Here is a 23,801-nt window from a genome sequence, read left to right as displayed (position 1 = left end):
AATCTGCTCTCCTTTCGCGCCCGCATGCGGGCGAATTTCATTACCAGGAGTTGTTATGGATATTATTTCTGTCGCCCTGAAACGCCACTCCACCAAGGCGTTCGACCCCGCTAAAAAACTGACCGCAGACGAAGCGGAAAAAATCAAAACCCTGCTGCAATACAGCCCGTCCAGCACCAACTCCCAGCCGTGGCACTTTATTGTCGCCAGCACCGAGGAAGGTAAAGCACGCGTGGCGAAATCTGCCGCAGGCACTTACGTCTTCAACGAGCGCAAAATGCTGGACGCTTCTCACGTGGTGGTGTTCTGCGCAAAAACCGCGATGGACGATGCCTGGCTGGAACGCGTCGTGGATCAGGAAGAGGCCGATGGCCGTTTCAACACGCCTGAAGCCAAAGCGGCCAACCATAAAGGTCGTACCTACTTTGCTGACATGCACCGTGTGGATCTGAAAGATGACGACCAGTGGATGGCGAAACAAGTTTATCTGAACGTGGGTAACTTCCTGCTGGGCGTGGCTGCGCTGGGCCTGGATGCGGTACCGATTGAAGGCTTCGACGCCGCAATCCTCGACGACGAGTTCGGCCTGAAAGAGAAAGGTTTCACCAGCCTGGTGGTGGTGCCGGTTGGGCATCACAGTGTGGAAGATTTCAACGCCACGCTGCCAAAATCTCGCCTGCCGCTGAGCACGATTGTGACTGAGTGCTAATCAGTACTGGCACGCTGGATCCCGGCGTGCCAGCTATCAATAAAGCGTGATCTGCGGATGCTTTACCCCACACACCAGCGCATAACGCGTTAAGGTATCCAGACTGGCACGTGTGATATTTGCTTCCATTCGGGAAACCGTTGGCGCGCTAACCCCCATCCTCTCTGCCACCTGCGCACGCGTCAGTCCGGCCTGGTTTCGCCATTGCGCCAGCATGTCACGCAGACGCGCTTTACGCTCTTCCGCATCAAAAGAGGCTTGTACCTCTGAATCACTTAATAACTCTGCTCTTAACTCATCCCAGTTAATAATCTTCTTGCTCATCTAACATCTCCTGTTGGTAGACATAATTCCCCGACTATGGAGCAACCCAACTGTTCTTATTTCAAACAAGCCATGTGGCAATCGCTTGCTATCAGGCTCACACAATGCCGTTGGATGAGTACGCAGTTTATGACGACATTAACATATAAGGCAATTTGCATTAAAGGCTAATTTCGCCTTTCGTGATTTACCTTACACGTTTGTGCCAGGATCAACCGAGTCCACGTCGATTCCCTGAATTCTTCTCGCAAAAAACTTACCTGGCCGGGTTCCCGGCGTGCCAGATTCGTTCTGCATAGCGCCCAATCACCGCCAGCGACGCCGCGAGGAGCAGGAAGAACACCACTTTGTTCATGCCGTCCCAGAAGTATTCGAAGTAGCGGGTGTAGAGGTTAATGGCGAGGAAGGTCAGGCCAAAACCGCGCAGCATGCCGTCGTCGGTTTTAAGGCCGATGTAAATGCAGAGCACCGCCGCCACGGCGAACAACAGCGCCCACGGCAGCAGCGAAGCCTGCGTAACGCCGTACCAGTTATCGATATCGTAGTTGCCGAAAATCGACATGATCCACAGGGCGACAAACAGATACGTGAGCCCCATCGCTTTGCTGGTCGTGTAGAGATGGCGCACCTGCAGCCTTCTGCGCAGCAGCCAGCACAGTGCCAGCAGCGCACCGCCGAAGAAGATAAAGCGCACCGGGTAGTTCATTCCCAGCCAGTAGGCGCCCCAGCCGGACATATAGCCCGTCTCCGCGCCAAACCAGTTACCGAGTGAGAGCAGGAAGAACAGCCACACCAGGCCGGAGCGACCAAAGAAGCCCACCAGCCCGTAAACCGCACACCCCGCCAGGAAGAGCGGTGCGATATGGCCGCTGCCGTTATCCAGCCGCTCCCCGAGTTGCCAGAGCGCGATAGCCGTAAACAACACGCCGAGGAAAAGCATGGCTTCAGTGCTGTAGTGCCACTGGGTTTCCCGCCGCTGTCGGCTGAAGCCCCACAGATAAAACAGCACGGCAACCAGCGCAGGCAGCCCGATGCGGGCGAAGGAGGAGAAAGAGAAGAATTCAATAATGCGCACCATCAGTTCACTGTCGGAGAACAGGCTGCCGATGGCGATGATCACGCAGGCCAGCGCCGTCCAGAAGGCATAGCGACTGAGCCGCTGCCAGTCCATGGTGACGCGTGTCAAGGTGCCCGCCAGACGCTGATGCTCGTCAGCGCTTAATGTGCCTTCCTGCTGCCACTCGTTGAGCGCGCGGCGCAAAAGCTGCTCCTGTTTTCGGGTTACCTTCATTTTGCCTGCTCCGCCAGCCATTCCATCGCCCTCTCCCCCGCGTCATCCACCGGCAGATAGACCAGCAGCCGCGATCCATTACGCGGCGCAGAGTACCAGTACATCTGCTGCAGGGTAAACTCGCCCAGCTCAGGATGGGTAAACAGCTTGAGCTGGTTCTCCACGCCGCGTACCTCGTTGCGCTGATGCCACAGGGTTTTAAATTCCTCAGACACGGCAAAGAAACGCGCCAGTTTCGCTTCCCACAGCGGATCGCCCCGGTGTTCGGCCATCGCCGCGCGGAAATAGGAGACAAAGATCGGCAGGACGTCGTCACGCTTGCCGAGCCGCGCACGCCATGCAGGATGGGTGAGGAAAAGATAAATACAGTTGCGATCTTCCGGCGGGATCGTATTGAAATCGACGCCCATTAAGTGCCCGAAACTGTCGTTCCACGCCACGATATCGAAGTTGGGTTTCTGGATGCTGGCGGGTTTCGGCATGAGGGTATCAAGCAGGCGGCGCGTGCCCTCGCTGATCCCCTCGCAGCCCGTCGCCTGTGGCGCTTCGCCCGGCGGCAATCCGGCCAGTACAAAGAGATGGCGCGTCTCGGTTGGGGTACATTGCAGCGCTTTTGCCACTGCCGCCATCACGGTGCTGGAGGGATTAACATCTCTGCCCTGCTCCAGCCACGTGTACCAGGTCACGCCCACATCAGCCAGCAAAGCCACCTCTTCACGGCGCAGCCCCGGCGTGCGGCGGCGGCCGCTGCGCGGCAATCCAAGACGCTGTGGATCAAGGCTCTCACGCCGGGCGCGTAAAAATGCCCCCAGCTGTTTTCGCGTGTCGTCCTTGAGCGAGACAACAGGTTCAGACATCAGCGCCATAACTCCCCCTGCATGGTAGTGCCAGTACCAGTATAAGCAAGAACTGGTACCCGTTTATCAGATCGTTGATGCTACGACCATCTGTTGAATGACGCAATGGAGTTACCATGAATACGTCAGTTGTTTCACCGGGTCGCGCAGGCCTGATATTGCTGTTAACCGGCCAGATGCTGCCGCTGATTGATACCTCGATCACCAACGTGGCGCTGGACGCTATCACCCACTCCTTGCATGCCACCGCCACCGAACTGGAGCTGATTGTCGCGCTCTACGGCGTGGCCTTCGCCGTCTGCCTTGCCCTTGGCAGCAAGCTCGGGGATAACCTCGGGCGCCGTCGTCTGTTTATGTGGTGCGTGGCAAGTTTTGGTCTGGCGTCGCTACTGTGCGGAATGGCGGGAACCATTGAGCAGCTGCTTGCCGCGCGCATCATTCAGGGCGCAGGCGCGGCGCTGATCGTGCCGCAAATTCTCGCCACCCTGCACGTGACGCTCAAAGGTACGGCTCACGCCAAAGCGATCAGCCTGTTTGGCGGTATCGGCGGCATTGCGTTTATCGTCGGGCAGATGGGCGGCGGCTGGCTGGTGTCGGCGGATATCGCCGGGCTGGGCTGGCGTAACGCCTTCTTTATCAACGTGCCTGTCTGTCTGGTGGTCCTGGCGTTGAGCCGTCGCTATGTGCCGGAAACCCGTCGCGAAACGCCGTCGCGCATTGACTGGGCGGGCACCGTTCTGCTGGCAGCCATTCTCTGCTGCCTGCTGTTCCCGATGGCCCTCGGCCCCCAGTGGCACTGGTCCTGGCCGCTGAAAGCCGCACTGATGGCGATTATCCCGCTGGGGTATCTGATGGTCTTAAATGCCCGTAAAAAGGAGCGTGAGGATGCCCATCCGCTGATCCCGCCGCGTCTGATGCAGCTTCGCAGCATCCGCTTTGGCGTACTGATTGCGCTGCTCTTTTTCAGCGTCTGGTCCGGGTTTATGTTCTGCATGGCGCTGACCATGCAAACCGGTCTCGGAATGGCGCCGTGGCAGTCAGGAAACAGTTTTATCGCCCTGGGGGTGACCTATTTTATTTCGGCATGGTTTGCCCCGCGTCTGATTGCCCGCTACAGCAGCAGTACGATCCTGCTGACCGGGCTGGCCATCCAGATTATCGGCCTGCTGGCGCTGATTGCCACGTTCCGCCTCTGGGGCATGCACAACACGGCGCTGACCCTGGCACCGGCAACCGGGCTGGTCGGCTATGGGCAGGCGCTGATCGTCAACAGCTTCTACCGCATCGGGATGCGCGACATTCAGCCTGACGATGCCGGGGCGGCCAGCGCGATTTTAAGTACGCTGCAGCAGGCCGCCCTGGGGCTTGGCCCGGCGATTTTTGGTGCGATCCTGCTGCACGCACTGCAAAACCACCACGGCGATTACACCCAGGCGATTAACGTCTTCCTCGCCGTGGAAACCGGCATGATGATCGTGCTGGGGCTGGCAACGTTACGTATGCGCCATCGTCTGTGCCTTCCGGTGGTGAAAACCTGCCACGCCACTAAATAAGCCGCGAATTTGCATAATAGATCCGCAGCCGCCATTATGGGGCTGCATCAATACAGGAGACGTTATGCAGGAATTAATTGCTCAGGTTGAAGAGTTAGGGATTGAAATTAATCACACCACTTCGTTAGTGATTATCTTTGGTATTATTTTTCTTACCGCCATCATTGTTCATTTTATTCTGCACAAAGTGGTGCTTCGCGCGTTCGAGAAACGCGCGCAGGCCAGCAGCCATTTATGGTTGCAGATCATTACGCAGAACAAGTTATTTCACCGTCTGGCGTTTACCCTTCAGGGGATAATCGTCAACGTTCAGGCGGTACTGTGGCTGCAAAAAGGTAGCGAAGCAGCGGAAATGCTCACCACCTGCGCGAAGCTGTGGGTGATGGCGTATGCCCTGCTCTCTTTCTTCTCGCTGCTGGACGTGATTTTTAATCTGTCACAGAAAATGGCGACCGCCTCGCAGTTGCCGCTGAAGGGGATCTTCCAGGGTATCAAGCTGGTGAGCGCTATTCTGGTGGGGATCTTAATTATCTCCCTGCTGATCGGCCAGTCACCCGCCATTCTGATCAGCGGCCTGGGGGCCATGGCAGCGGTATTAATGCTGGTGTTTAAAGACCCGATACTCGGACTGGTGGCGGGCATTCAGCTCTCCGCCAACGACATGCTGAAGCTCGGCGACTGGCTGGAGATGCCGAAATACGGCGCCAACGGCACGGTGACGGACATTGGTCTCACCACGGTTAAAGTTCGCAACTTCGACAACACCATCACCACCATTCCGACGTGGGCGCTGGTCTCCGACGCCTTTATCAACTGGAGCGGCATGTCTGCCTCCGGCGGGCGACGCATTAAGCGCAGCCTGAATATTGATACCACCAGCATTCACTTCCTCGACGAGCATGAGCAGCAGAAGCTGATTCAGGCGAAGCTGCTGAAGCCTTATCTGGCCGCACGTCATGAGGAGATTAACCTGTGGAATCAGCAAAACGGTGAAGGGGAATCGGTATTAAACCTGCGCAAGATGACCAATATCGGCACCTTTCGCGCCTACCTGAATGAATATCTGCGTAACCACCCGCGGATTCGCAAAGATATGACGCTGATGGTGCGCCAGCTGGCGCCTGACGCAAATGGTCTGCCGATTGAAATATATGCCTTCACCAACACGGTGGTCTGGGCGGAATATGAAGAGATTCAGGCTGACATCTTCGACCATATTTTTGCCGTGGTGGATGAATTTGGTCTGCGTATTCATCAGTCCCCCACCGGGAACGATATTCGCTCCCTGGCGGGCGTTATTACACAATAATCAGGTACTGGCGCGGGAAATAAAGCGCCAGTCCAGCATGATTCTTTCCGTGGGCGCATCCGGGTTGTCGATCTTATTCAACAGCAGATCGACCGCCTTGCGCCCGATATCCCGCGAAGGCTGTTCAATGGTGGTCAGCGAGATCATCTCTGCCAGCTCCGTACCGTCAAACCCCACCACCGCGATATCCTCCGGCACGCGCAGCCCCGCCTGCTGTATGGCCCGCAGCGCCCCTGCCGCAAGGGTATCGGACACCGCAAATACCGCGTCCGGCGGGTTGTCCTTCAGCAGATTTTGCATCGCCGCCATGCCCGCGCTGGAGCTGAGATCGCGGGCGTACTCCACCGCCTGATAATCCAGATCCCGCAGGTGAATCACGCTCTTATAACCGCGTTCGCGCAGGCGGGCATATTTGTAGCTGAGATCGTGATTGATCATCGCGATACGTTTGCGTCCGCCGTTGGCAAGCTGGCTGATGGCATGCTGTGACGCGTCCACATCATTGATGCCCACGCAGGAAACCGTTCCGGCGTCGGCGTATTCAGCGCACTGCACCCACGGCGCGGAGCCGATCAGCGCGGCGAGTTCGGGCAGTTTTGAGAAGGCATCCATGGTGATAATGCCGTCGACGATTTTGCCCGACAGCAGGCTTAACCCCGAGCGGGAGCGTTCGATATCCGATCCGGAGTTACACAGCAGAATGCGGTAGCCGTTCTTCTCGGCTTCCTCTTCAATGCCCTTCACCACTTCCGCACAGAACGGGTTGGCGATATTCGAGACCATCACCAGGATCATATAGCTGCGCGCGGTACGCAGCTGACGCGCCAGCAAATTGGGCTGGTAGTTGCTCTCTTTAATGGCCTGCAGGACGCGCTCGCGGTTTTTCGCCTTCACGGTATCGCTGTTGTTAAGCACGCGCGAGACCGTTGCCACGGACACCCCGGCAAGCTGAGCGATTTTCTGAATTGACATAGCGACGGCACTTCCTGCGGTTAACGTTTTATGCAGGCTACCATAAATTCGTTGCCCGGCGAACCGGACAACGCGTTACGCTTGCACACGAACCCAGCGCTGCTGATGATGGCTTTTCACAATGGCATCAATGATATACATCACATTCGCCCCGTCGTGGAACGTCGCAAACTCGGGCCGCTCAGGCATCACGCCGGCGTGCACGGCACGGTAAAACTGCGCCATCATGTTTTTAAACGCATCGGGCCAGCCTTCGATGTGCCCGCCGGGGAAGTGGGCGCTGTCGGCCACATCGCGGTTCATCAGCGTCGGGTCATCACTCAGCGTCTGACTGGCCTGCGCGCGATGGCCGATCCACAGCTGTTGCGGCACCTCCTGATCCCATGCAACAGACCGCTCGCTGCCGTTGATTTCAAAGGTCAGGCGATTTTTGCGCCCGGCGCTCACCTGTGAAACGCTAAAGCAGCCTTTGCTGCCGTCGTCAAAGCGGAACAGCACTGAGCCAAAATCTTCGGTGGTGACCGGTTTTTCTTCATACTGCGCGTGTTCATCGTGAGTGAAAGTGTGATTGCCTGCCACATTTGCCTTGCGCGTCGGCCAGACGATGGATAAATCGGCCATCACCTCGGTGATGCGCCGCCCGGTGACAAACTGCACCGTGTCGCACCAGTGTGAGCCGATATCCGCCACCGCGCGCGATGCGCCACCGAGCGCCGCATCCACCCGCCAGTTGTAGTCCGTTTCCAGCAGCATCCAGTCCTGCAGATAGCTGCCGTGCGAGGCGAACAGCCGCCCGATGCTGCCCGCGTTCATCATGCTTGCCGCCTGGCGCACCATGGCAAACTGGCGATAGACAAAGCTGACGCCGTGTACCACACCCGCCTGCTCCGCCAGCGCCACCAGCTCACGCGCCTCGTCCGGCGTCATGCACAGCGGTTTTTCGGAGAATACGTGCTTACCCGCGCGCAGGATCTGGCGGTTAATCTCCGCGTGCAGATGGTTCGGCGTGCAGTTGTGTACCACGTGCAGATCGGGGTGTGCGAGCAGTTCCTCAACGCTGCCGTAGGCATGCGGCACATTCAAGGCTCTCGCCTTTTCCTGCGCCTGCGCAGGCGTGCCGTCGCACAGGGCAACCACCTGCACAAACCCGAGACGCCGAAGCGCCTCGATATGCGCCGGGCCAATAAACCCGCTGCCGATAATGCCGACGTTAATCATCGTTGCCTCCTGCGGCAAAATCATCAAACGCGCGCCCGGAGACCGGAATGATGTGACGGCGAATAAACTCGCTGCCTTCACGGGCACCGGTATCGCCGTCCTTAAGGCAGCACTCCCACTCCAGTACCGCCCAGCCGTCAAAATCATACTGGGTCAGCTTGCTGAAGATGCCTTTGAAGTCGATCTGTCCGTCACCCAGTGAACGGAACCGCCCGGCACGGTTGAGCCACGGCTGGTAGCCACCGTACACGCCGCTGCGCCCGTTGGGGCGAAACTCGGCATCCTTCACATGAAACGCTTTAATACGCGCATGGTAGATGTCGATAAAGGTCAGGTAGTCCATCTGCTGGAGCAGCATATGGCTTGGGTCGTAGAGAATGTTGCAGCGCGGGTGGTTATCAACAAGCGCCAGAAAACGCTCAAAGGTCACTCCATCGTGCAGATCTTCCCCCGGATGCAGCTCAAAACAGACGTTCACGCCCTGCTCGTCAAAGGCGTCCAGAATCGGGCGCCAGCGGGTGGCCAGTTCCTGGAACGCCGCCTGAAAACGCGGCTCATTGTGCGGCGGCCACGGGTAGAAAAACGGCCATGCCAGCGAGCCGGAGAAGGTGGCATGCGCCTTCAGGCCTAATCTCGCCGAGGCCACGGCGGCCTGTTCCAGTTTTTCTGTAGCCCACGCCTGCCGGGCGGCCTCATTGCCGCGTACGGCTACAGGGGCGAAGTGGTCAAACGCGTCACTGTACACCGGGTTCACCGCCACAAGCTGCCCTTCCAGATGGGTCGACAGCTCGCTGATCACCAGCCCTTGCTCCGCCAGCGTGCCGGTGATGTCATCACAATAGGTCTGGCTTTCAGACGCTTTCTGCACATCAAAAATAGCCGGATGGTTACAGGGGATCTGCACCGCCTTATAGCCCATCGCTGCCGCCCAGCCCGCCAGCCCTTTAAGCGTGTTGAACGGTGCATTCACACCAATAAACTGCGACAGAAAAATACCCGGTCCCTTAATCGTTCTCATACCACCTCCAGAACATTACGCCTTGTCATCGTCATACTTAAACGTGAGAAGGAAAATCAGCGCGATCGCCGCGGCAGCCACCGCCGGGATCCACCAGAACGTGACCCACGCCTGCGGAACGGCCTGCCCGGCCACCAGGCGGTTATAGAGCGCGCCGGAAATCTGCGAGCCAAGCAGCATGCCGATACCGTAGGTAAACATCACAATCATGCTCTGCGCCTGACCTTTCACCTTTTCGCCCGCCACCCGGTCGGTATAGATAAAGCCGACGACAAAGAAGAAATCGTAGCAGACACCGTGCAGCAGAATGCCGAGATAGAGCAGGATGCGCCCCTCCTCGCTGACGCCCAGCGCGAACAGGGCATAACGCACAAACCACGCCAGCATGCCGATCAGCAGCATGATTTTCACGCCCAGGCGGCGGAACAGCAGCGGAATGACCAGCATGAAGAAGATCTCAGACATCTGCCCGAACGACATGGCGGTACTGACATCCGCAATACCCGCATCCGCCAGATACGAGGCGGTGTAGGCGTAGTAGGTGCCCAGCGGGACGGAGATCAGCATCGCGCAGACGGAAAAGACGAAAAAGTGGCGGGTTTTCAGCAGCGCAAAGGCATCCGCGCAGAAGAGATCGCGCACCTGCACCGGCAGCCCTTTTGCGGGAGCAGGCGTGTGCGGCAGCGTCAGGCTGTAGAGAGCCAGCAGCACGGAGCTGACTGCCGCCACCTGGAAGATGGTGACACTTGCCGCCACGCCGGTAACGCCGATGAAAATGCCCGCCACAATCCAGCCGATGGTGCCGAACACGCGCACCACCGGGAAGGTTTTATCCACGTTCGCCAGGCTGTGAAAGGCGATGTTGTTGGTCAACGCCAGCGTCGGCATGTAGCAGAGCGTATAGCCGAACAGCAGGCCAATCAGCAACGCACCGTTTTCAGCAATCAGCGCGCCCGGCACAAACCAGAGGATTGCCGCCCCGGTGAGATGCATCACCGCCATCACCTTTTGCGAAGCGAAGAAGCGATCCACCAGCATCCCGAGCACAAACGGCGACAGAATAGAGGCGATGGGCCCGGCAGAGAACGCATCGCCAATCAGCAACGACATGTTGTGCTGGGTCATCACCAGACCCAGCGTGACCGACCAGCTTCCCCAGATAAAAAACTGCAGAAACATCATCAGCGACAGACGCGGCACCAGCAGCCGGTGCGGTGCTATCGCCTTTCCACTACTTTCAGTTGTTGACACCATGATAAGCCCCACCCTCAAAAGTAATCGATTACAAAACAACTCAAACAAAAAAGTAATCGATTACAAAATAAAGATCCTGTGGATCGTAGAAGATTTGGGAGGGGGGTCACGATAAAGAGGCTTGCCTGATAAACAGATGTGTTCTGATTGGAATTATAGCCAATAGGCTATAATATAATAAGGCGAGGAAGCGACAGGATAAAGAGATGATAGCGCTGGCTGACGTTGAGTATCACAGACATCTGGCGAATAAGGAGGCCATATGGCAACGCTAAAAGAACTTATGGCACAACAGAGCGCGGAAAGTCAGGAGCGTATTGCGGCGAAAGTTGAAGTGATGCGCAGAATTGTTGCGCTGAACCAACTGCGGGAAGAGCTCAATGTTTCGCAGACAGAACTGGCTGCGGCAATGGGGGTAAAACAACCCACGGTGGCGAAAATCGAACAGCCGGGAAACGACCCCCGACTTTCAACGCTCAAACGCTATGTGAGTGCGCTTGGAGGGGAGCTAAGCATCGATGTGACGTTACCAAACGGGAAACGGATAGCGTTTGAGATTTAATATTGCAACATGTAGACCCGGTAAGCGCAGCGCCACCGGGCGTGAAGGCAGGGGCGGTCTGTTGCCCTCACCCCGGCCCTCTCCGACAGGGAGAGGGAGAAAAACGGGCTACTTTTTGCGTGAGAGTTTAAACGCGATAAACAGGAACACCACCCATACCGGCAGCAGCATCGCGGACAGGCGCATGTCGTCGATGGTGCACATCAGCACCAGGATCATCGCCAGGAACGCGATACAGATGTAGTTGCCTGCCGGATAGAGCAGCGCCTTAAACTGTGTCTCACGCCCTTTGCGGCGCATCGCGGCGCGAAAACGCAGGTGCGCCAGGCAGATCATGATCCAGTTCAGCAGCAGCGTGGCGACAACCAGTGCCATCAGCAGACCAAAGGCGGATTTCGGCAGCAGGTAGTTAATCAATACCACCAGCGACGTAATGGCCCCGGATAGCAGCAGAGAGTTGACCGGTACGCCGCGGCGGCTGACGCGGGTGAGGAATTTCGGCGCGTTACCTTGTACGGAGAGGCCAAACAGCATGCGGCTGTTGGAGTACACCCCGCTGTTATAGACCGACAGCGAGGCCACCAGAATGACGAAGTTCAGCGCCGAGGCCACCACGTTGCTGTTCAGATCGTGGAAAATCATCACAAACGGACTGCTGTCGGATTTCACTTCCACCCACGGGTAGAGCGCCAGCAGCACCACCAGCGAGCCGATGTAGAACAGCAGAATACGGTACACCACCTGGTTAACCGCTTTCGGAATGCTTTTATGTGGATCGCGCGCTTCGGCCGCGGTGATCCCAATCAGCTCCAGCCCGCCGAACGAGAACATAATCACCGCCAGGGACAGGATCAACCCCTTCCAGCCCGTCGCCAGGAAGCCGCCGTGCTGCCATAGGTTGTCGATAGTGGCACGCTCGCCGCCGTGACCGGAGAACAGCAGCCACAGGCCAAAGCCGATCATGCCGATAATCGCCAGCACCTTGATCAGCGCGAACCAGAACTCGGTTTCACCATACAGGCGCACGTTCACGAGGTTAACGGCGTTGATGATAATAAAGAAGGCCGCAGCCCAGACCCATGTTGGCACCTCGGGCAGCCAGTACTGCATATAGATGCCTGCGGCGGTCAGCTCAGCCATTCCCACCAGCACAAACATCACCCAGTAGTTCCAGCCGGAGAGGAAGCCAGCGAACGGGCCCCAGTATTTATAGGCAAAGTGAGCGAACGAGCCTGACACCGGCTCTTCGACGACCATCTCGCCGAGCTGGCGCATGATCAGGAAGGCGATAACCCCGGCGATACCGTACCCCAGCAGCACTGCCGGGCCAGCCATCTGAATGGCGGGGCCAATACCGAGAAACAGCCCGGTACCGATCGCGCCGCCAAGGGCAATTAACTGAATATGTCGATTTTGCAAACCACGTTGCAGCGTCGGGTTCTGTTCCGACGAAGCTTCAGCGCTACCGTTGCCTGAAGCGGATGACGCGTCTTTCACGTCCTACCCCTGTCTCTTTTTTAGAAGGGGCACGTTTTAACACTTCATGCTGGTGGTAGCAAGTTTAACGCCGGGCCAGTGCATGCACCCGGCGGATAAACGTCACGAACCGATGATCCCACCGTCCGCTTTGGTGATCACCACCGTTGACGAACGCGGACGTCCGTTCGGGTTCGCGTCTGGCCAGTTGGAAACCGCACGCGGATTGGCCGGGTCGGTAATATCATCCCCGCCCTCTCCCGGATGCTGAATGTTAATAAACAGCGTGCGGTTGTCCGGCGTAAACGCAATCCCGGTGATTTCACACCCGCGTGGGCCGGTCAGGAAACGGCGATACTCATTGGTGCCCGGAATGGTGGCCACCATCTGGTTATTGCCCATCCCTTCGTACGCTTTCTTATTAATGGTGCTGGAAGAGACATCGGTCTGGATCCACAGCACGCCCTGGTGATCGAACGACAGGCCATCCGGGCTGCCGAATGCCGCGCCCTGCATGGAGCCTTTGGCCTTCGGATCGTCGCTGTCGGTACGCCCGGCCATCACCAGAATATCCCATTTAAAGCGTGCAGAAGCAGGATCGGCTCCCTCTTCGTGCCAGTGCATAATATGACCAAACACGTTGTTGGCGCGCGGGTTAGCAGCATCAACGGGCGCCTTGCCCTCTTTCCCGCGATCGCTGTTGTTGGTGAGCGTACAGTAGACGCTGCCGCTGGCGTACGGATCGACCGCTATCCACTCAGGGCGATCCATTTTCGTCGCCCCCACCACGTCGGCCGCCAGGCGGGTTTTGATCAGCAGATCGCCCTGGTTCTCAAAACCGTTGCTTTTATCCAGGCCATTCTGCCCGAAGATCAGCGGCAGCCAGTCGCCGCTTCCCTCCTCGTTGAACCGGGCGACGTACAGCGTGCCGGAGGTGAGCAACTGCATGTTGGCTTCACGGTTTGCAGGATCGTATTTTTTGTCCGAGACAAATTTATAGATGTACTCAAACTTCTGATCGTCCCCCATATAGACCACCACGCGGTTATCGGCGGCGAGCGTGACGGCGGCGCCTTCATGCTTGAAGCGGCCCAGGGCGGTGTGCTTGCGCGGCGTGGAGGTCGGATCGTAGGGATCAATCTCCACAACCCAGCCGAAACGGTTGGGTTCGTTAGGGGTTTTATCGACGCTGAACCGGTCATCCACCTCGTTCCAGCGGTAGGATTCATCGCTGTCGCTGATGCCGTAGCGTTTTTCCAGCGGGTTAAGGTCGGCTTTTTTGACAAAAATATCCGACCAGTTCTCCTCACAGGTGAGATAGGTGCCCCACGGCGTATGGCCGTTGGCGCAGTTTTGCATGGTGCCCAGCACGCGTTCCCCCTGCGGGTCGGCGGCGGTTTTCATTAAATCCTGATGCCGCGCCGGGCCGGTAAGCTGCATCGGCGTACTGACGGTAATACGGCGGGCATACGAAGACGGGCGAACCACCTGCCAGTCGCTGCCCGTTTTTTTCACTTCTACCACCGACACGCCCATCGCGTTCTGCCCCTTACGGGCCTTGTCGAGACTCCAGTTCGCCGTGCCGTCGGTAAACAGCATCCCGTTATCAATGTATTCGTGATTCAACGCCAGCAGGCCATGCTCAGGGTTTTGTTCCCCCTGCGGCAGGCTAAACCACGCCATACCGTCGTGGTGCATGCCCGCCTGCACGGCCTGTTCGTCCGTGGTGTTGCTGGCATCCGGTTTGAAAGCCGGCATCTTATCTTTAATCCCCGTCGGGTCGCCCCAGCGATAAAACGGGCGGGCAATATAGCCTTCCGGCACCCTGACCGTATCTTCCGTGGAGACGTCGATGCTGGTAAAGCCCAGGGAAACCGCTTTTGCCAGCGCGGAAGGCTTCGATACCGCGGCAATGGCATTTTCGGGTTTGATCAGAAAAGGGAATGAAACGGCAGCGCCCGCTACGGCGCCCATCTGTAAAAAGCGGCGACGAGAGAGGAATACCTCCGCAACCTCGGAGAATACCGGGTTAGCGCTGCGGTTAGTGATATCGTCGCGATGTTCTTTTTTAAATACGGATTTGAGGGGTCTGCCCATAGCGGCTTCCTGTCATTGGCCAAGAGGTAAAGGTCTGGAGGCCAGTGTAAGAAGCTTTTATTACAATTTTATAACACGATACGGAAGGATGGGGGCATCCCTGCCCCGGATAACGAGGTGGAACGCTTAGAACTCGTAGCCAACCGAGACCTTAAAGGTACGCGGTTCGCCCTGCGTGATGTAGGTGCCGGAATCGTCAACGCTGGACCAGTAGTTTTCATTAGTCACGTTGTCGATGCCCGCGCGCACCGTCATCTGGTTTTCATTGTGGTTCACCGCGAAGCGATAGCGCATGCCCAGATCCAGCGTGGTATAGCTGTCGAGCTTTTTGCTGTTCGCGAGATCGGCGTACTGCGAGCCAGAGTGGTTGACGCGTGCGGTAGCCGTCAGGCCCTCAATCGGCTTGATGTCATACTCTGCGCCCAGCACGGCGTAGAAGTTCGGGACACCAATGGCATCGTTGCCCTGATTTACGCCGTTTTTGGTTTTGGTCAGCTCGGCCTGCAGCCAGGTGGCGCTGGCGTTCAGACGCATCCCAAGCATTGGCTCGCCGAAGACGTTCAGCTCCACGCCACGGTTATGCTGTTCAGCGTCCAGGCCGTAGTGACCGCTGTCGTCGAGGATCGCCGACGGCATTTTGATCTCAAACAGCGCCAGGGAGCCGCCCACGCGGCCAAAGTCCGCCTTCACGCCCACTTCATTCTGCTTAGAGTGAACGATACCGGTGCTCTGGCCATAGTTCGTCGCCGTGTTAGGTGCGGTTTTACCCGGCTGTAGCGCCTCGGTGTGGTTGGCGTAAAGGGAAATTTCCTCCCACGGTTTATAGACCACACCGTAGGTTGGCATCCAGCGGCTGCCGTCAAAACCGTCCGCGTCGTTTTCCGCACCGGTAATTTTGTTGTACCCGCGAATGACCACTTTCTGATGACGTGCGCCGGCGGTAAACAGCAGCTTGTCATCCAGCATGCCCAGGGTATCGCTCAGCAGCCAGCCCTGAGTGCGGGTGCGCCCGCTGGTCAGCGGATCGCTGTATTTGCCGCCAGAGCCGTTGAAGTTGGAGCTCTCCGGCATCGGGACGCCGGTGTTGTGGTAGATATTAGTGGTCGGGTTATCCGCCGTCGCCGACATTTTCCAGGCGATTTTTTCGTTTTTGGTCATCGCGGAGTACCCCACGTTGACCTTGTGCGAGACAAAGCCAGTATTGAAGTGACCGCGGATCCCCGCCATGCCGCTGACGGAATCGCTGATACGGTTGGTATCGAGACGGCTGACCACGGCCTTACCGCTCTTGTCCACCAGCTTCGGTGCGCTGTAGATCCCTTCTTCGTGCGCGTGCTGCGCGCCAAGGCCGGTATAGGCCGTCCAGTTGTCAGTGATGTCGTACTCGCTGCGCCACATCCCGAACTCGTTTTCAATGTTGCTGTAGGCCCATTTCTGCGAGAAGTTACGATCGTTTTTCGGTGGCTCCGGCACAAAGTCCACGCCGGAAATATTGACGCTGGTCGGACTGCCGTGGAAGGTCTTCTTCTGATAGCCCATATCCAGGGAAGTACGGAAGTTGTCGCCTTTATAATCCAGACCGGTGGAGAGCAGCGTGGTGCGACGACGGTCATTCGGCACACCGGTTTCCCCTTCCCGGTGAACCAGGTTCACGCGCGCGCCGAACTGGTCGTTGTCGCCAAAGCGACGGCCCGCATCGAGGGTGGTACCAATCTGTGAATCGGAGGTGTAGTCCACGCCCACTTTCGCCTGCGGCGTATCGCCCGCATGTTTTGGCTCGAGGTTGATCATCCCGCCCACGCCAGAGCTTGCCGCGCCGTTCATCAGCGAGTTTGCCCCTTTGAAAATCTCAATGCGGTCGACCATCTGGGCATCCACCACCTGACGCGGCAATACGCCGGACAGCCCGCCAAAGGTCATGTCGTCGCCGTCAAACTTCAGTCCACGAATACGGAAGGTTTCGGCGCTATTACCGTAGCCCTGAACGTACTGCACGCCCGCATCGTTGGCGACCACATCAGCAATGGTTTTCGCCTGCTGATCTTCCACCAGCTTTGAGGTGTAGCTGATGATATTAAACGGCACATCCATGGCGTTCTGCTGACCGAGCATCCCCATACGGCCGCCGTTTGCCACCTGCCCGTCCAGGAAAGCGGGCACCAGCTGGTCGCCGCCGGGTTTGAAATCGCTTCCGGCTGCAGACTGGACCACCATGGTGTCTTCTGGTTTCGCGTCTGCTGCCAAAGCAGCGTGCGTCACTGTGCTAACGGCAAGCGCCAGCAATGTTTTATGCATTTTGGTGTTGTTCATAATTAACTCATTAAACGTGCGCGCAAAAATGGCCCGTCGTCGGGCCTTAGAAGGATGTTATAAGCAATGCAAATGAGAACTATACGCATTATATATACGTTAGCAAGTGTAACCGCGCGTATCTGCCTGAGAAAATGGGTTAAACGAAGCCGGGGGAACGGAGAAGGGTTACAGCGGGAAAACGTAACGCACAACCACCCCGGATCCGGGGTGGTTGCAGGGCATTATTTTTTCTTGTAAATATCGGCGGTGCCGTGAATTTTGTTGTTGGTATTACCAGACGTGAGCACCAGGACATCGGCACCTTCTTTGTCTGCTTTTTCAATTAATTCTTTCTTCGCATCATCAATGGAGACTTCATTTGAAGTGCTGACTGTACCGATTTTTTCATACTGCGATTCGACTTTCTCGAAATCATTTTTCGTCAGCAGTTCAGCGGCAAAGGCATTGGTGGTAAACAGAAACGCCGTTCCCAGCAAAATAGCAGTCGTCTTTTTCATAACCTTTTTTCCTTGAGATTAATCAGCAACTACGAAAAACCTCACACATAATGGTGAGGTTTTATGAGCATGGTAGAGAATCTCAGGAAATGCCACACGTTAAGGAAAATTCTTTTATAACAACCCGTTGTATTAAATTACTAACGAACATTAAGAATATTCAAAAACGCGCGCCGTACCAGCAATATCAATACGCACCGCCGCGCCCGGGTTCCATCCAGGCTGGCTGACGGTTTTCAGGGTAATCGGCTCCGTTTGCCCGGCTAACGCCAGCGTGAGCGTGGACAACTGGCCGGTGAAATCCACATCCACAATCGACACCGGGCTTTCGTGCGCCGCGCATGCCGTCACGCGCAGTTGCTCAGGACGCAACATCACTCTGCCCTGCCCCGTCGCCTGGGCGTTGTCCGTGGGCACCTCGCCCAGCGCACACTGCGCATAACCGCTGGCGAGTTGTGCCGGCAGGATCACCGCATCTCCCAGAAACAGCGCTGTCTCTTCGTCCACAGGCTGAGAGTAGACCTGATAAGGGGTACCGACCTGAGTGAAACGCCCGGATCGCATGACCGCCACCTGCGTGGCAAAGGACAACGCTTCGTTTTGATCGTGGGTGACCAGGATCGAGGCCACCCCCGCTTCCGCCAGCAGATCGGCCGTCGCTTTACGCGTCATGGCGCGCAAGCCGGTATCCAGTGCCGAGAAGGGTTCATCCAGCAGCATCAGAGAGGGACGCTGCGCCAGCGCACGGGCGAGCGCCACGCGCTGCTGCTGGCCGCCGGAAATCTCATGCGGCCAGTGCGTGGCGAGTTGTCTGTCAAGCAAGACCATCTCCATCAGTGCTTCCACGCGCTGGCGCTTTTCGTGGCGGGTACCGTCTAATCCCCAGGCGATGTTGTCTGCCACATTAAGATGCGGGAAGAGCGCGCCTTCCTGAGGAACGAAGCCAATTTTGCGCAGATGTGCGGGTACAACGTGGTTTTCGTCGAACAGGGTTCGGCCCTGCATCACGATCCGTCCGCTATCCGGCGTTTCAAATCCGGCAAGGATACGCAGCAGCGTGGTTTTACCCGACCCTGACGGCCCGACAATCGCCGTCCGGCTTCCCGGCGCAACGCTCAGGTTTAAGCTGTCGAGCACCTGCGCATCGGAAAACGATTTAGAAATGGACGTTAATTCAAGCATCTCATAGCCCTGCAATTTTTTTAGACTGCATATAAAGAATGGCGGTCAGCGGAAGTGAAATCAAAATCATCAACATGGCGTAAGGCGCAGCGGCAACATAATCGATCTCGCTGGTCAGCGCCCAGAAACCGGTGGACAGCGTGCGCGTTCCCAGCGGGGAGAGCAGCAGCGTCGCCGTCAAATCGTTACTGACGCCAAGAAAGACCAGCGCCGCCCCTGCCGCCGCACCGGGCGCGGCCAGCCGCATGGTGACGCTCCACAATGCCTTCGCGGGCGTGCTGCCCAGACTGCGCGCCACGTTTTCCAGTTCCACCGGCGCCTGCGCAATCCCGGCCCGCAGGTTAATGAGCGCACGGGGCATAAACATCAGCAAATAAGCCAGGAACAGCGTAATTTCGGTCTGATAAATCGGGCGTGCATAGTGAATGGTGACCGTGACCAGCGCGAGAGCGGTGACGATCCCCGGCAACGAACTGGTGATGTAAATACACCCTTCCAGCATCCGGAAAATGCGGTGCGGGTAACGAATACCGAGCCAGGCGATGGGAATGACACAAGCGGTGGTCAGCAGCGCGCCGCCCACGCCGAGCATCAGCGTCTGGCGCAGCGAGTGCCAGAGATCGGCGCTCATCCAGTTCTGTACGCCGCCAAGCCATATCCAGCGACACAGCACAATGAGCGGTACGCCCAGCGCCAGCACAATCAGTACGAGGAAAAATAGCTGGCCCAACGCCGCTGCAACAGGCTTTAGCGGCCAGCGCGTCTGTTCACGTGCCGCCCCTGCGCCGATGCGCGCATAGCGGGCTTTTCCGCGGGTGACCCCTTCCAGCAGCAAGATGGCCAGACAGCATAGCGCCAGCACACCCGCCAGCATATTTGCCGCCGGGCCACTGAATGTCGACTGGAACTGGTCGTAGATAGCGGTGGTGAAGGTATCAAAGCGGATCATCACGTACAGGCCATATTCCGCCAGCAGATGCAGCGCCACAAGCAGCGCACCGCCGCAAATCGCGAGCTTAAGCTGCGGTAACACCACGCGAAAAAAGACCCGCCACGGCGGCGTGCCGAGCGAAGCGGCAACATCTTCAAGCGTTGGATCAAGACGGCGCAACACCGCCGCCACGGGCATATAGATAAACGGGTAATAGGCTAACACGGAGAGAAACACGCCCGCAGAAAGCCCATGCATGGAAGGCACCACGCTCACCCAGGCGTAGCTTTGTACGAACGCAGGAATAGCCAGCGGGGCCACCGCCAGCGCAGACCAGATCCTCCGCCCGGCGAGCTGAGTACGTTCCGTCAGCCAGGCTATCGCCACGCCGGTGACGATACAGAGTGGCACCGCTAAGGCCGTCAGCCACAGCGTGTTGCTGAGCAGTTCAGCAACACGCGGGCGGAACACCAGCGCCTTAATGGTTTCCCAGCCCGTCTCAATGCCTATGGCAATGATAAAGCCCAAAGGCAGAAGCGCCATTAATGAAAACAGGACAGCTAACGCAACCATCGGCAGCGCAGGACGCCTGCGGGCAGGCTCCCGCACTCTGTTTTTGCCGATGTCGAGACTCAGACCAGACATAGGACGTTCACTTTACTCTCAGGATCACAGCAGGCCAGCTTGCGTCATCAGCTCGATAACTTTTTTACTGTTAAGCGTGGAAGGTTCTACTTTCGGTGCATCCAGCTCGTTCAGCGGCACCAGTTTCGGGTTAGAGGCCGCGTTCACGCCCACCGCATATTCGAAGGCGTTGTTGGTGCGCAGGCTCTCCTGACCTTCTTTGCCGGTGATGTATTTGATGAAGGCCTGAGCCTGCGCTTTGTGTTTGCTGGACGCCAGCACGCCGCCGCCAGAGAGGCTAACAAAGGCGCCCGGATCCTGGTGTTTAAAGTAGTAGAGCTTAGTGTTTTTGCTGTTTTCACCCGTTTTGGACTGATCGACAAAACGGTAGTAGTGATAAATCACCCCGCCATCAATCTGACCGGCGTTAACGGCTTTCATCACCGTGCTGTTGCCTTTATAGGCAACGAAATTGGCTTTCATCGCTTTGAGCCACTCAAGGGTGGCCTGCTCGCCTTTCAGGGCCAGCATTGCGCTGACGATCGCCTGGAAATCGGCACCTGACGGAGAGGCAGCCCAGCGGCCTTTCCACTCGGGTTTAGCAAGATCCATCAGCGATTTTGGCAGTTGCTGCTCGCTCAGTTTTTTCGGGTTATAGACAAACACCGTGCTGCGAGCGGCAATCCCGATCCAGCGGCCGTGTGCCGGGCGATATTCCGCCGGTACCTGCTTTAATGTCTCTGCATCTAATGGCGCAAACAGTTTGGCGTTATCAACCAGCACCATTGACGGCGAGTTTTCAGTCAAAAATACGTCCGCAGGTGATGCGCTGCCTTCCTGCACCAGCTGGTTGCCCAGCTCGCTGTCATCGCCATTACGCAGCGTGACCTTAATACCCGTTTCTTTGGTAAAACCGTCTACCCACGACTTCACCAGATTTTCATGCTGCGCGTTATAAACAACGATACCTTCGTTGTTATCAGCGGCAACCGATTGAGTTGAAAGGAAAAGTGATGAAGACAACAGGGCAAGCGAGAAGCATGACAGCAGGCGAGAATTCATGAACATATCCTTAATAGACCAACGTGATAAACAACAAAGGGCTGTGTGGGACAGGATTAAAGCATACAACAATACTAATGATAATAAGTATCAATCCAGTTTAAGCGTAAAAGTGTAAAATTTCTTTATTGCCAGATTTAAACTGATAAAAAACTAAATTAATAAGAAGGGGAAATTAAATATTAAGAAAACCTTAAGGCCTGGAAATAATAATTAATTAGTCTTCTATTTATTATTAAGGTATTAAATTTCACGGAATGACGGAGTGATAACGTTCAGTATAAAAACGGTGTTTTTTGCCATCCATTGACGGGTTCCCATGCATTAGCGGAACCCATATAGAACGACAATCAGATGATTTTCACAGGCAGGCTTTCCAGCGTTCTCAGAATCAGGCTTCCGTTCGACCATTTCGCCTCGTCCTCCAGGGCGATAATCCCTCGCTCACTGACAGCCATCGCCAGATTTTCCGCCTGACATTGCGCCAGCAGTTGTCCAATACACTGGTGTACACCGGCGCCAAATCCCAGCTGGCGTTGCACATTTTTTCTGTCGGGCATAAAGCGCCCTGCCTCTTCAAAGACGGTTTCATCCCGGTTGGCAGACCCAAGACAGAGCAACACGTTATCCCCCACGTTGAGCTTACGCCCCAGAAACTCCACGGGAGCCGCAACCTTTCGCCGTCCCATCTGCAACGGAGATTCAAAGCGCATGGTTTCGCTGACGATATCTTTCATCCGCACAGTATTATCCTGCACGCGTTCCTGTAACTCAGGATGCTGTGCAAGCATATACAGCAGATTCCCGGTGAGCGCCTCACTGGTTTCACTGCCACCGATGAGCATAGTGACGCAATCGGTACTGAAGCGTTCCCTGAGCGCATCATCATCTCCACCGTACCCGTTAAGCAAGCTGCGATAAAAAAGAGAGTCGTAACCTTTTCTGTGCGCCTGCGCGAGCTGACTAAACCCCTCATCCAGATGGGAAAGTGCCTTTAACAGGCGTTCAAGACCCTGTCTGTCGATGGAACTGGGATCCAGTAAAAGACGAATGGCGCTTTTCTCCTCTTCCACCACGGCCTGCAGTTCATCTGGCAGATTGAGCCATGCAGAAAACAGTTTTCCCCAGAGAGGAGCCGCAATCTGGCGAATACCATCAAAGGGATACGCGGTTGAGAGCCCAGCCACCAGCGACTGTGATTCGCGAGTGATGATAGTGGTTAACGCCTCCCATGATTCGCCCATGAACAGTGACTGTAACGCCTGACGGTGCATGCGATGGACGCCACCATCTTCAAACAGCACGATGCCATAAAGCAGGGACAGTAAAGGGGGCGACAGGCTAAAACGTTCTTTTTCCAGTGCGCGATGGACGTCTTCAGGTATCCCTGAAGAGATAAACGCGCGCTCTTTCAGCGCCTGATAAACATCCTTGTAGCGAGTGAGTACCCACGTTTTCCCGATGCGCGCCACAGGTTGGTGGTTGCGCATATGGTGATACACGTTGTGCAGATTTTCCTGAAAAACAGGTGAGGCCGGATTAAACCGAAGTGCTTTGTCGACATATGCCACAGGTGAACCCTCATCACAGGATTAATCACCATTGAGTTAAGCAGGGATATGTTTCAGTTCAAGCAATGCTGGTGTGATGGGAGAGTTTTGATTCCAGATGACAATGCTGGATCTGAACCTGCAACCCATCAGTTTTCACTCGACCATGCCAGCGACTGAGCAAAAGAGTCATACGCGGGGGGAGCCCCTCAACGTAACGAGAAAAATCAGATATTTATCCGGCCACAAACTCATCGAAAATGAGGCAGATCACATAATACGTAAGAATAATTAGTCATATTAAACAAGACATTAGAACTGAGGAGTTACCATGCAGATTTCAGGACTGAAAGAACTACATAAAAATATGAGGCAAAATGGTGTTACCCGGACTCAGTTTCAGTACAGACATAATCAGGTAGTCTTTGATGTGCTGTTTTTCACCGATGGCTCCCCATACAAGCTACTTTTCGGCGCTATAGGAGAAAAGTGTTGTTTCGTGGTAAATGTCAAGCCAGGCTATTCAATCGATCCTTTCTTACAACCTAAATCGGCATATAACGATTTATGTCGTGTTTTGGGCATTGAGTACGACCCAAAAAACCCTTTCAGTACAGCAAAATTTTTTCGACATTTTGCTGATGCCGTTCCTCATTCCGTCACCTCAACAAAAGAACCTGCAACGCCAGCAAAATCTCAAGCAGAACTGAATGATGATGGAGAAAAAATTTACTTTAAGTACTGGAAAAACAATGGGGTAAACAGCCATGTGACACCCCTTAATCTCGAAAAAACACGAAAAGCCTTTGGAAGTGAGATAGCTGAATTCTGCTCTGAACGGAATATCAGCAGTTGCTGGTCCAGTAATGAGAAGAAAAACTCAAACTGATATTGGATGATTAACCGGTGTGTCGATTTGATTGTGCCAGGCAGACGACAGCGCTTTTTGCGTAACGCACTATTACTTTTTATCATTGAGAAATAACATAAACGGAGCATTAG

The 23,801-nt window shown here is 56.0% G+C and carries 20 protein-coding genes; 5 read left to right on the top strand and 15 right to left on the bottom strand.

Annotated elements, in window-relative coordinates; genetic code table 11:
• Positions 1 to 55 precede the first annotated feature (55 nt).
• Complete coding sequence (gene nfsB, locus ACTJJI_RS01510) at positions 56 to 709, top strand: oxygen-insensitive NAD(P)H nitroreductase (RefSeq protein ID WP_014830968.1); 654 nt, start codon at positions 56 to 58, stop codon at positions 707 to 709.
• Positions 710 to 745: 36 nt separating this feature from the next.
• Here the strand turns inward: nfsB and ACTJJI_RS01505 are convergent, their stop codons facing one another.
• The 3 genes from ACTJJI_RS01505 to ACTJJI_RS01495 all read right to left on the bottom strand — a co-directional run bounded on the left by ACTJJI_RS01505 (position 746) and on the right by ACTJJI_RS01495 (position 3,190).
• A complete protein-coding gene (locus ACTJJI_RS01505) occupies positions 746 to 1,033 on the bottom strand; it encodes a helix-turn-helix domain-containing protein (protein WP_013097683.1) in 288 nt (95 codons plus the stop codon).
• A 256-nt stretch (positions 1,034 to 1,289) separates the two neighbouring features.
• Positions 1,290 to 2,324, bottom strand: coding sequence for a DUF2157 domain-containing protein (locus tag ACTJJI_RS01500; protein WP_368278227.1), 1,035 nt, complete (start codon positions 2,322 to 2,324; stop codon positions 1,290 to 1,292).
• Complete coding sequence (locus ACTJJI_RS01495) at positions 2,321 to 3,190, bottom strand: helix-turn-helix transcriptional regulator (protein WP_014830964.1); 870 nt, start codon at positions 3,188 to 3,190, stop codon at positions 2,321 to 2,323. The genes ACTJJI_RS01500 and ACTJJI_RS01495 overlap by 4 nt, the downstream gene beginning before the upstream one ends.
• A gap of 107 nt (positions 3,191 to 3,297) precedes the next feature.
• On the opposite strand from ACTJJI_RS01495, the gene ACTJJI_RS01490 reads away from it, so the two are divergent.
• Together ACTJJI_RS01490 and ACTJJI_RS01485 are read left to right on the top strand one after the other, a co-directional pair.
• A complete protein-coding gene (locus ACTJJI_RS01490) occupies positions 3,298 to 4,734 on the top strand; it encodes an MFS transporter (protein ID WP_440652784.1) in 1,437 nt (478 codons plus the stop codon).
• Positions 4,735 to 4,798: 64 nt separating this feature from the next.
• Positions 4,799 to 6,043 (top strand): mechanosensitive ion channel family protein, encoded by a 1,245-nt coding sequence (locus tag ACTJJI_RS01485; protein WP_440652782.1) that lies wholly within the window; start codon positions 4,799 to 4,801, stop codon positions 6,041 to 6,043.
• Here ACTJJI_RS01485 and ACTJJI_RS01480 read toward each other — a convergent pair whose 3' ends face one another.
• From ACTJJI_RS01480 to ACTJJI_RS01465, 4 genes are all read right to left on the bottom strand, one after another.
• Complete coding sequence (locus ACTJJI_RS01480) at positions 6,044 to 7,015, bottom strand: LacI family DNA-binding transcriptional regulator (protein WP_047362525.1); 972 nt, start codon at positions 7,013 to 7,015, stop codon at positions 6,044 to 6,046.
• Positions 7,016 to 7,090: 75 nt separating this feature from the next.
• The gene (locus ACTJJI_RS01475; protein WP_440652780.1) at positions 7,091 to 8,233 is read right to left on the bottom strand and encodes a Gfo/Idh/MocA family protein; all 1,143 of its coding nucleotides are present in this window, start codon (positions 8,231 to 8,233) and stop codon (positions 7,091 to 7,093) included.
• Positions 8,226 to 9,251 (bottom strand): sugar phosphate isomerase/epimerase family protein, encoded by a 1,026-nt coding sequence (locus tag ACTJJI_RS01470; protein ID WP_440652778.1) that lies wholly within the window; start codon positions 9,249 to 9,251, stop codon positions 8,226 to 8,228. The genes ACTJJI_RS01475 and ACTJJI_RS01470 overlap by 8 nt, the downstream gene beginning before the upstream one ends.
• A gap of 15 nt (positions 9,252 to 9,266) precedes the next feature.
• Positions 9,267 to 10,505: an MFS transporter gene (locus ACTJJI_RS01465; protein ID WP_440652776.1), complete on the bottom strand. Its 1,239-nt coding sequence runs from the start codon at positions 10,503 to 10,505 to the stop codon at positions 9,267 to 9,269.
• A 262-nt stretch (positions 10,506 to 10,767) separates the two neighbouring features.
• On the opposite strand from ACTJJI_RS01465, the gene ACTJJI_RS01460 reads away from it, so the two are divergent.
• Entirely contained in the window at positions 10,768 to 11,067 is a 300-nt protein-coding gene (locus tag ACTJJI_RS01460; protein WP_063411910.1) for a helix-turn-helix domain-containing protein, read from the top strand.
• Positions 11,068 to 11,175: 108 nt separating this feature from the next.
• Here the strand turns inward: ACTJJI_RS01460 and pheP are convergent, their stop codons facing one another.
• From pheP to ACTJJI_RS01420, 8 genes are all read right to left on the bottom strand, one after another.
• Positions 11,176 to 12,564 (bottom strand): phenylalanine transporter, encoded by a 1,389-nt coding sequence (pheP, locus tag ACTJJI_RS01455; RefSeq protein WP_063425185.1) that lies wholly within the window; start codon positions 12,562 to 12,564, stop codon positions 11,176 to 11,178.
• 102 nt (positions 12,565 to 12,666) lie between these two features.
• Positions 12,667 to 14,640, bottom strand: a complete 1,974-nt coding sequence (locus tag ACTJJI_RS01450; protein ID WP_125366133.1) for a PhoX family protein — start codon at positions 14,638 to 14,640, stop codon at positions 12,667 to 12,669.
• A 126-nt stretch (positions 14,641 to 14,766) separates the two neighbouring features.
• Positions 14,767 to 16,950, bottom strand: a complete 2,184-nt coding sequence (locus ACTJJI_RS01445; protein ID WP_440652773.1) for a TonB-dependent receptor — start codon at positions 16,948 to 16,950, stop codon at positions 14,767 to 14,769.
• Between the two features lie 224 nt (positions 16,951 to 17,174).
• Positions 17,175 to 17,450: a DUF1471 family periplasmic protein YahO gene (gene yahO, locus ACTJJI_RS01440; protein WP_014830954.1), complete on the bottom strand. Its 276-nt coding sequence runs from the start codon at positions 17,448 to 17,450 to the stop codon at positions 17,175 to 17,177.
• 150 nt (positions 17,451 to 17,600) lie between these two features.
• Entirely contained in the window at positions 17,601 to 18,632 is a 1,032-nt protein-coding gene (locus tag ACTJJI_RS01435) for an ABC transporter ATP-binding protein (protein ID WP_440652770.1), read from the bottom strand.
• Between the two features lies 1 nt (position 18,633).
• The gene (locus ACTJJI_RS01430; protein ID WP_440652768.1) at positions 18,634 to 20,208 is read right to left on the bottom strand and encodes an ABC transporter permease; all 1,575 of its coding nucleotides are present in this window, start codon (positions 20,206 to 20,208) and stop codon (positions 18,634 to 18,636) included.
• Positions 20,209 to 20,232: 24 nt separating this feature from the next.
• Positions 20,233 to 21,249 carry an iron ABC transporter substrate-binding protein gene (locus tag ACTJJI_RS01425; protein WP_014830951.1) on the bottom strand — a complete coding sequence of 339 codons (1,017 nt, stop codon included), beginning with the start codon at positions 21,247 to 21,249 and terminating at the stop codon, positions 20,233 to 20,235.
• Between the two features lie 350 nt (positions 21,250 to 21,599).
• Positions 21,600 to 22,820, bottom strand: coding sequence for a cytochrome P450 (locus ACTJJI_RS01420; RefSeq protein WP_014830950.1), 1,221 nt, complete (start codon positions 22,818 to 22,820; stop codon positions 21,600 to 21,602).
• A 310-nt stretch (positions 22,821 to 23,130) separates the two neighbouring features.
• Between ACTJJI_RS01420 and ACTJJI_RS01415 the strand changes: the two genes are divergently transcribed.
• Entirely contained in the window at positions 23,131 to 23,688 is a 558-nt protein-coding gene (locus ACTJJI_RS01415) for a DUF6037 family protein (RefSeq protein WP_014830949.1), read from the top strand.
• Positions 23,689 to 23,801 lie beyond the last annotated feature (113 nt).

It is taken from the genome of Enterobacter sp. 22466 (assembly GCF_052044775.1).
GTDB classification, from domain to species: Bacteria; Pseudomonadota; Gammaproteobacteria; order Enterobacterales; family Enterobacteriaceae; genus Enterobacter; species Enterobacter dissolvens.
The sequence above is the reverse complement of the archived record's forward strand: the minus strand, read 5'-3'. Positions and strand labels throughout refer to the sequence as shown.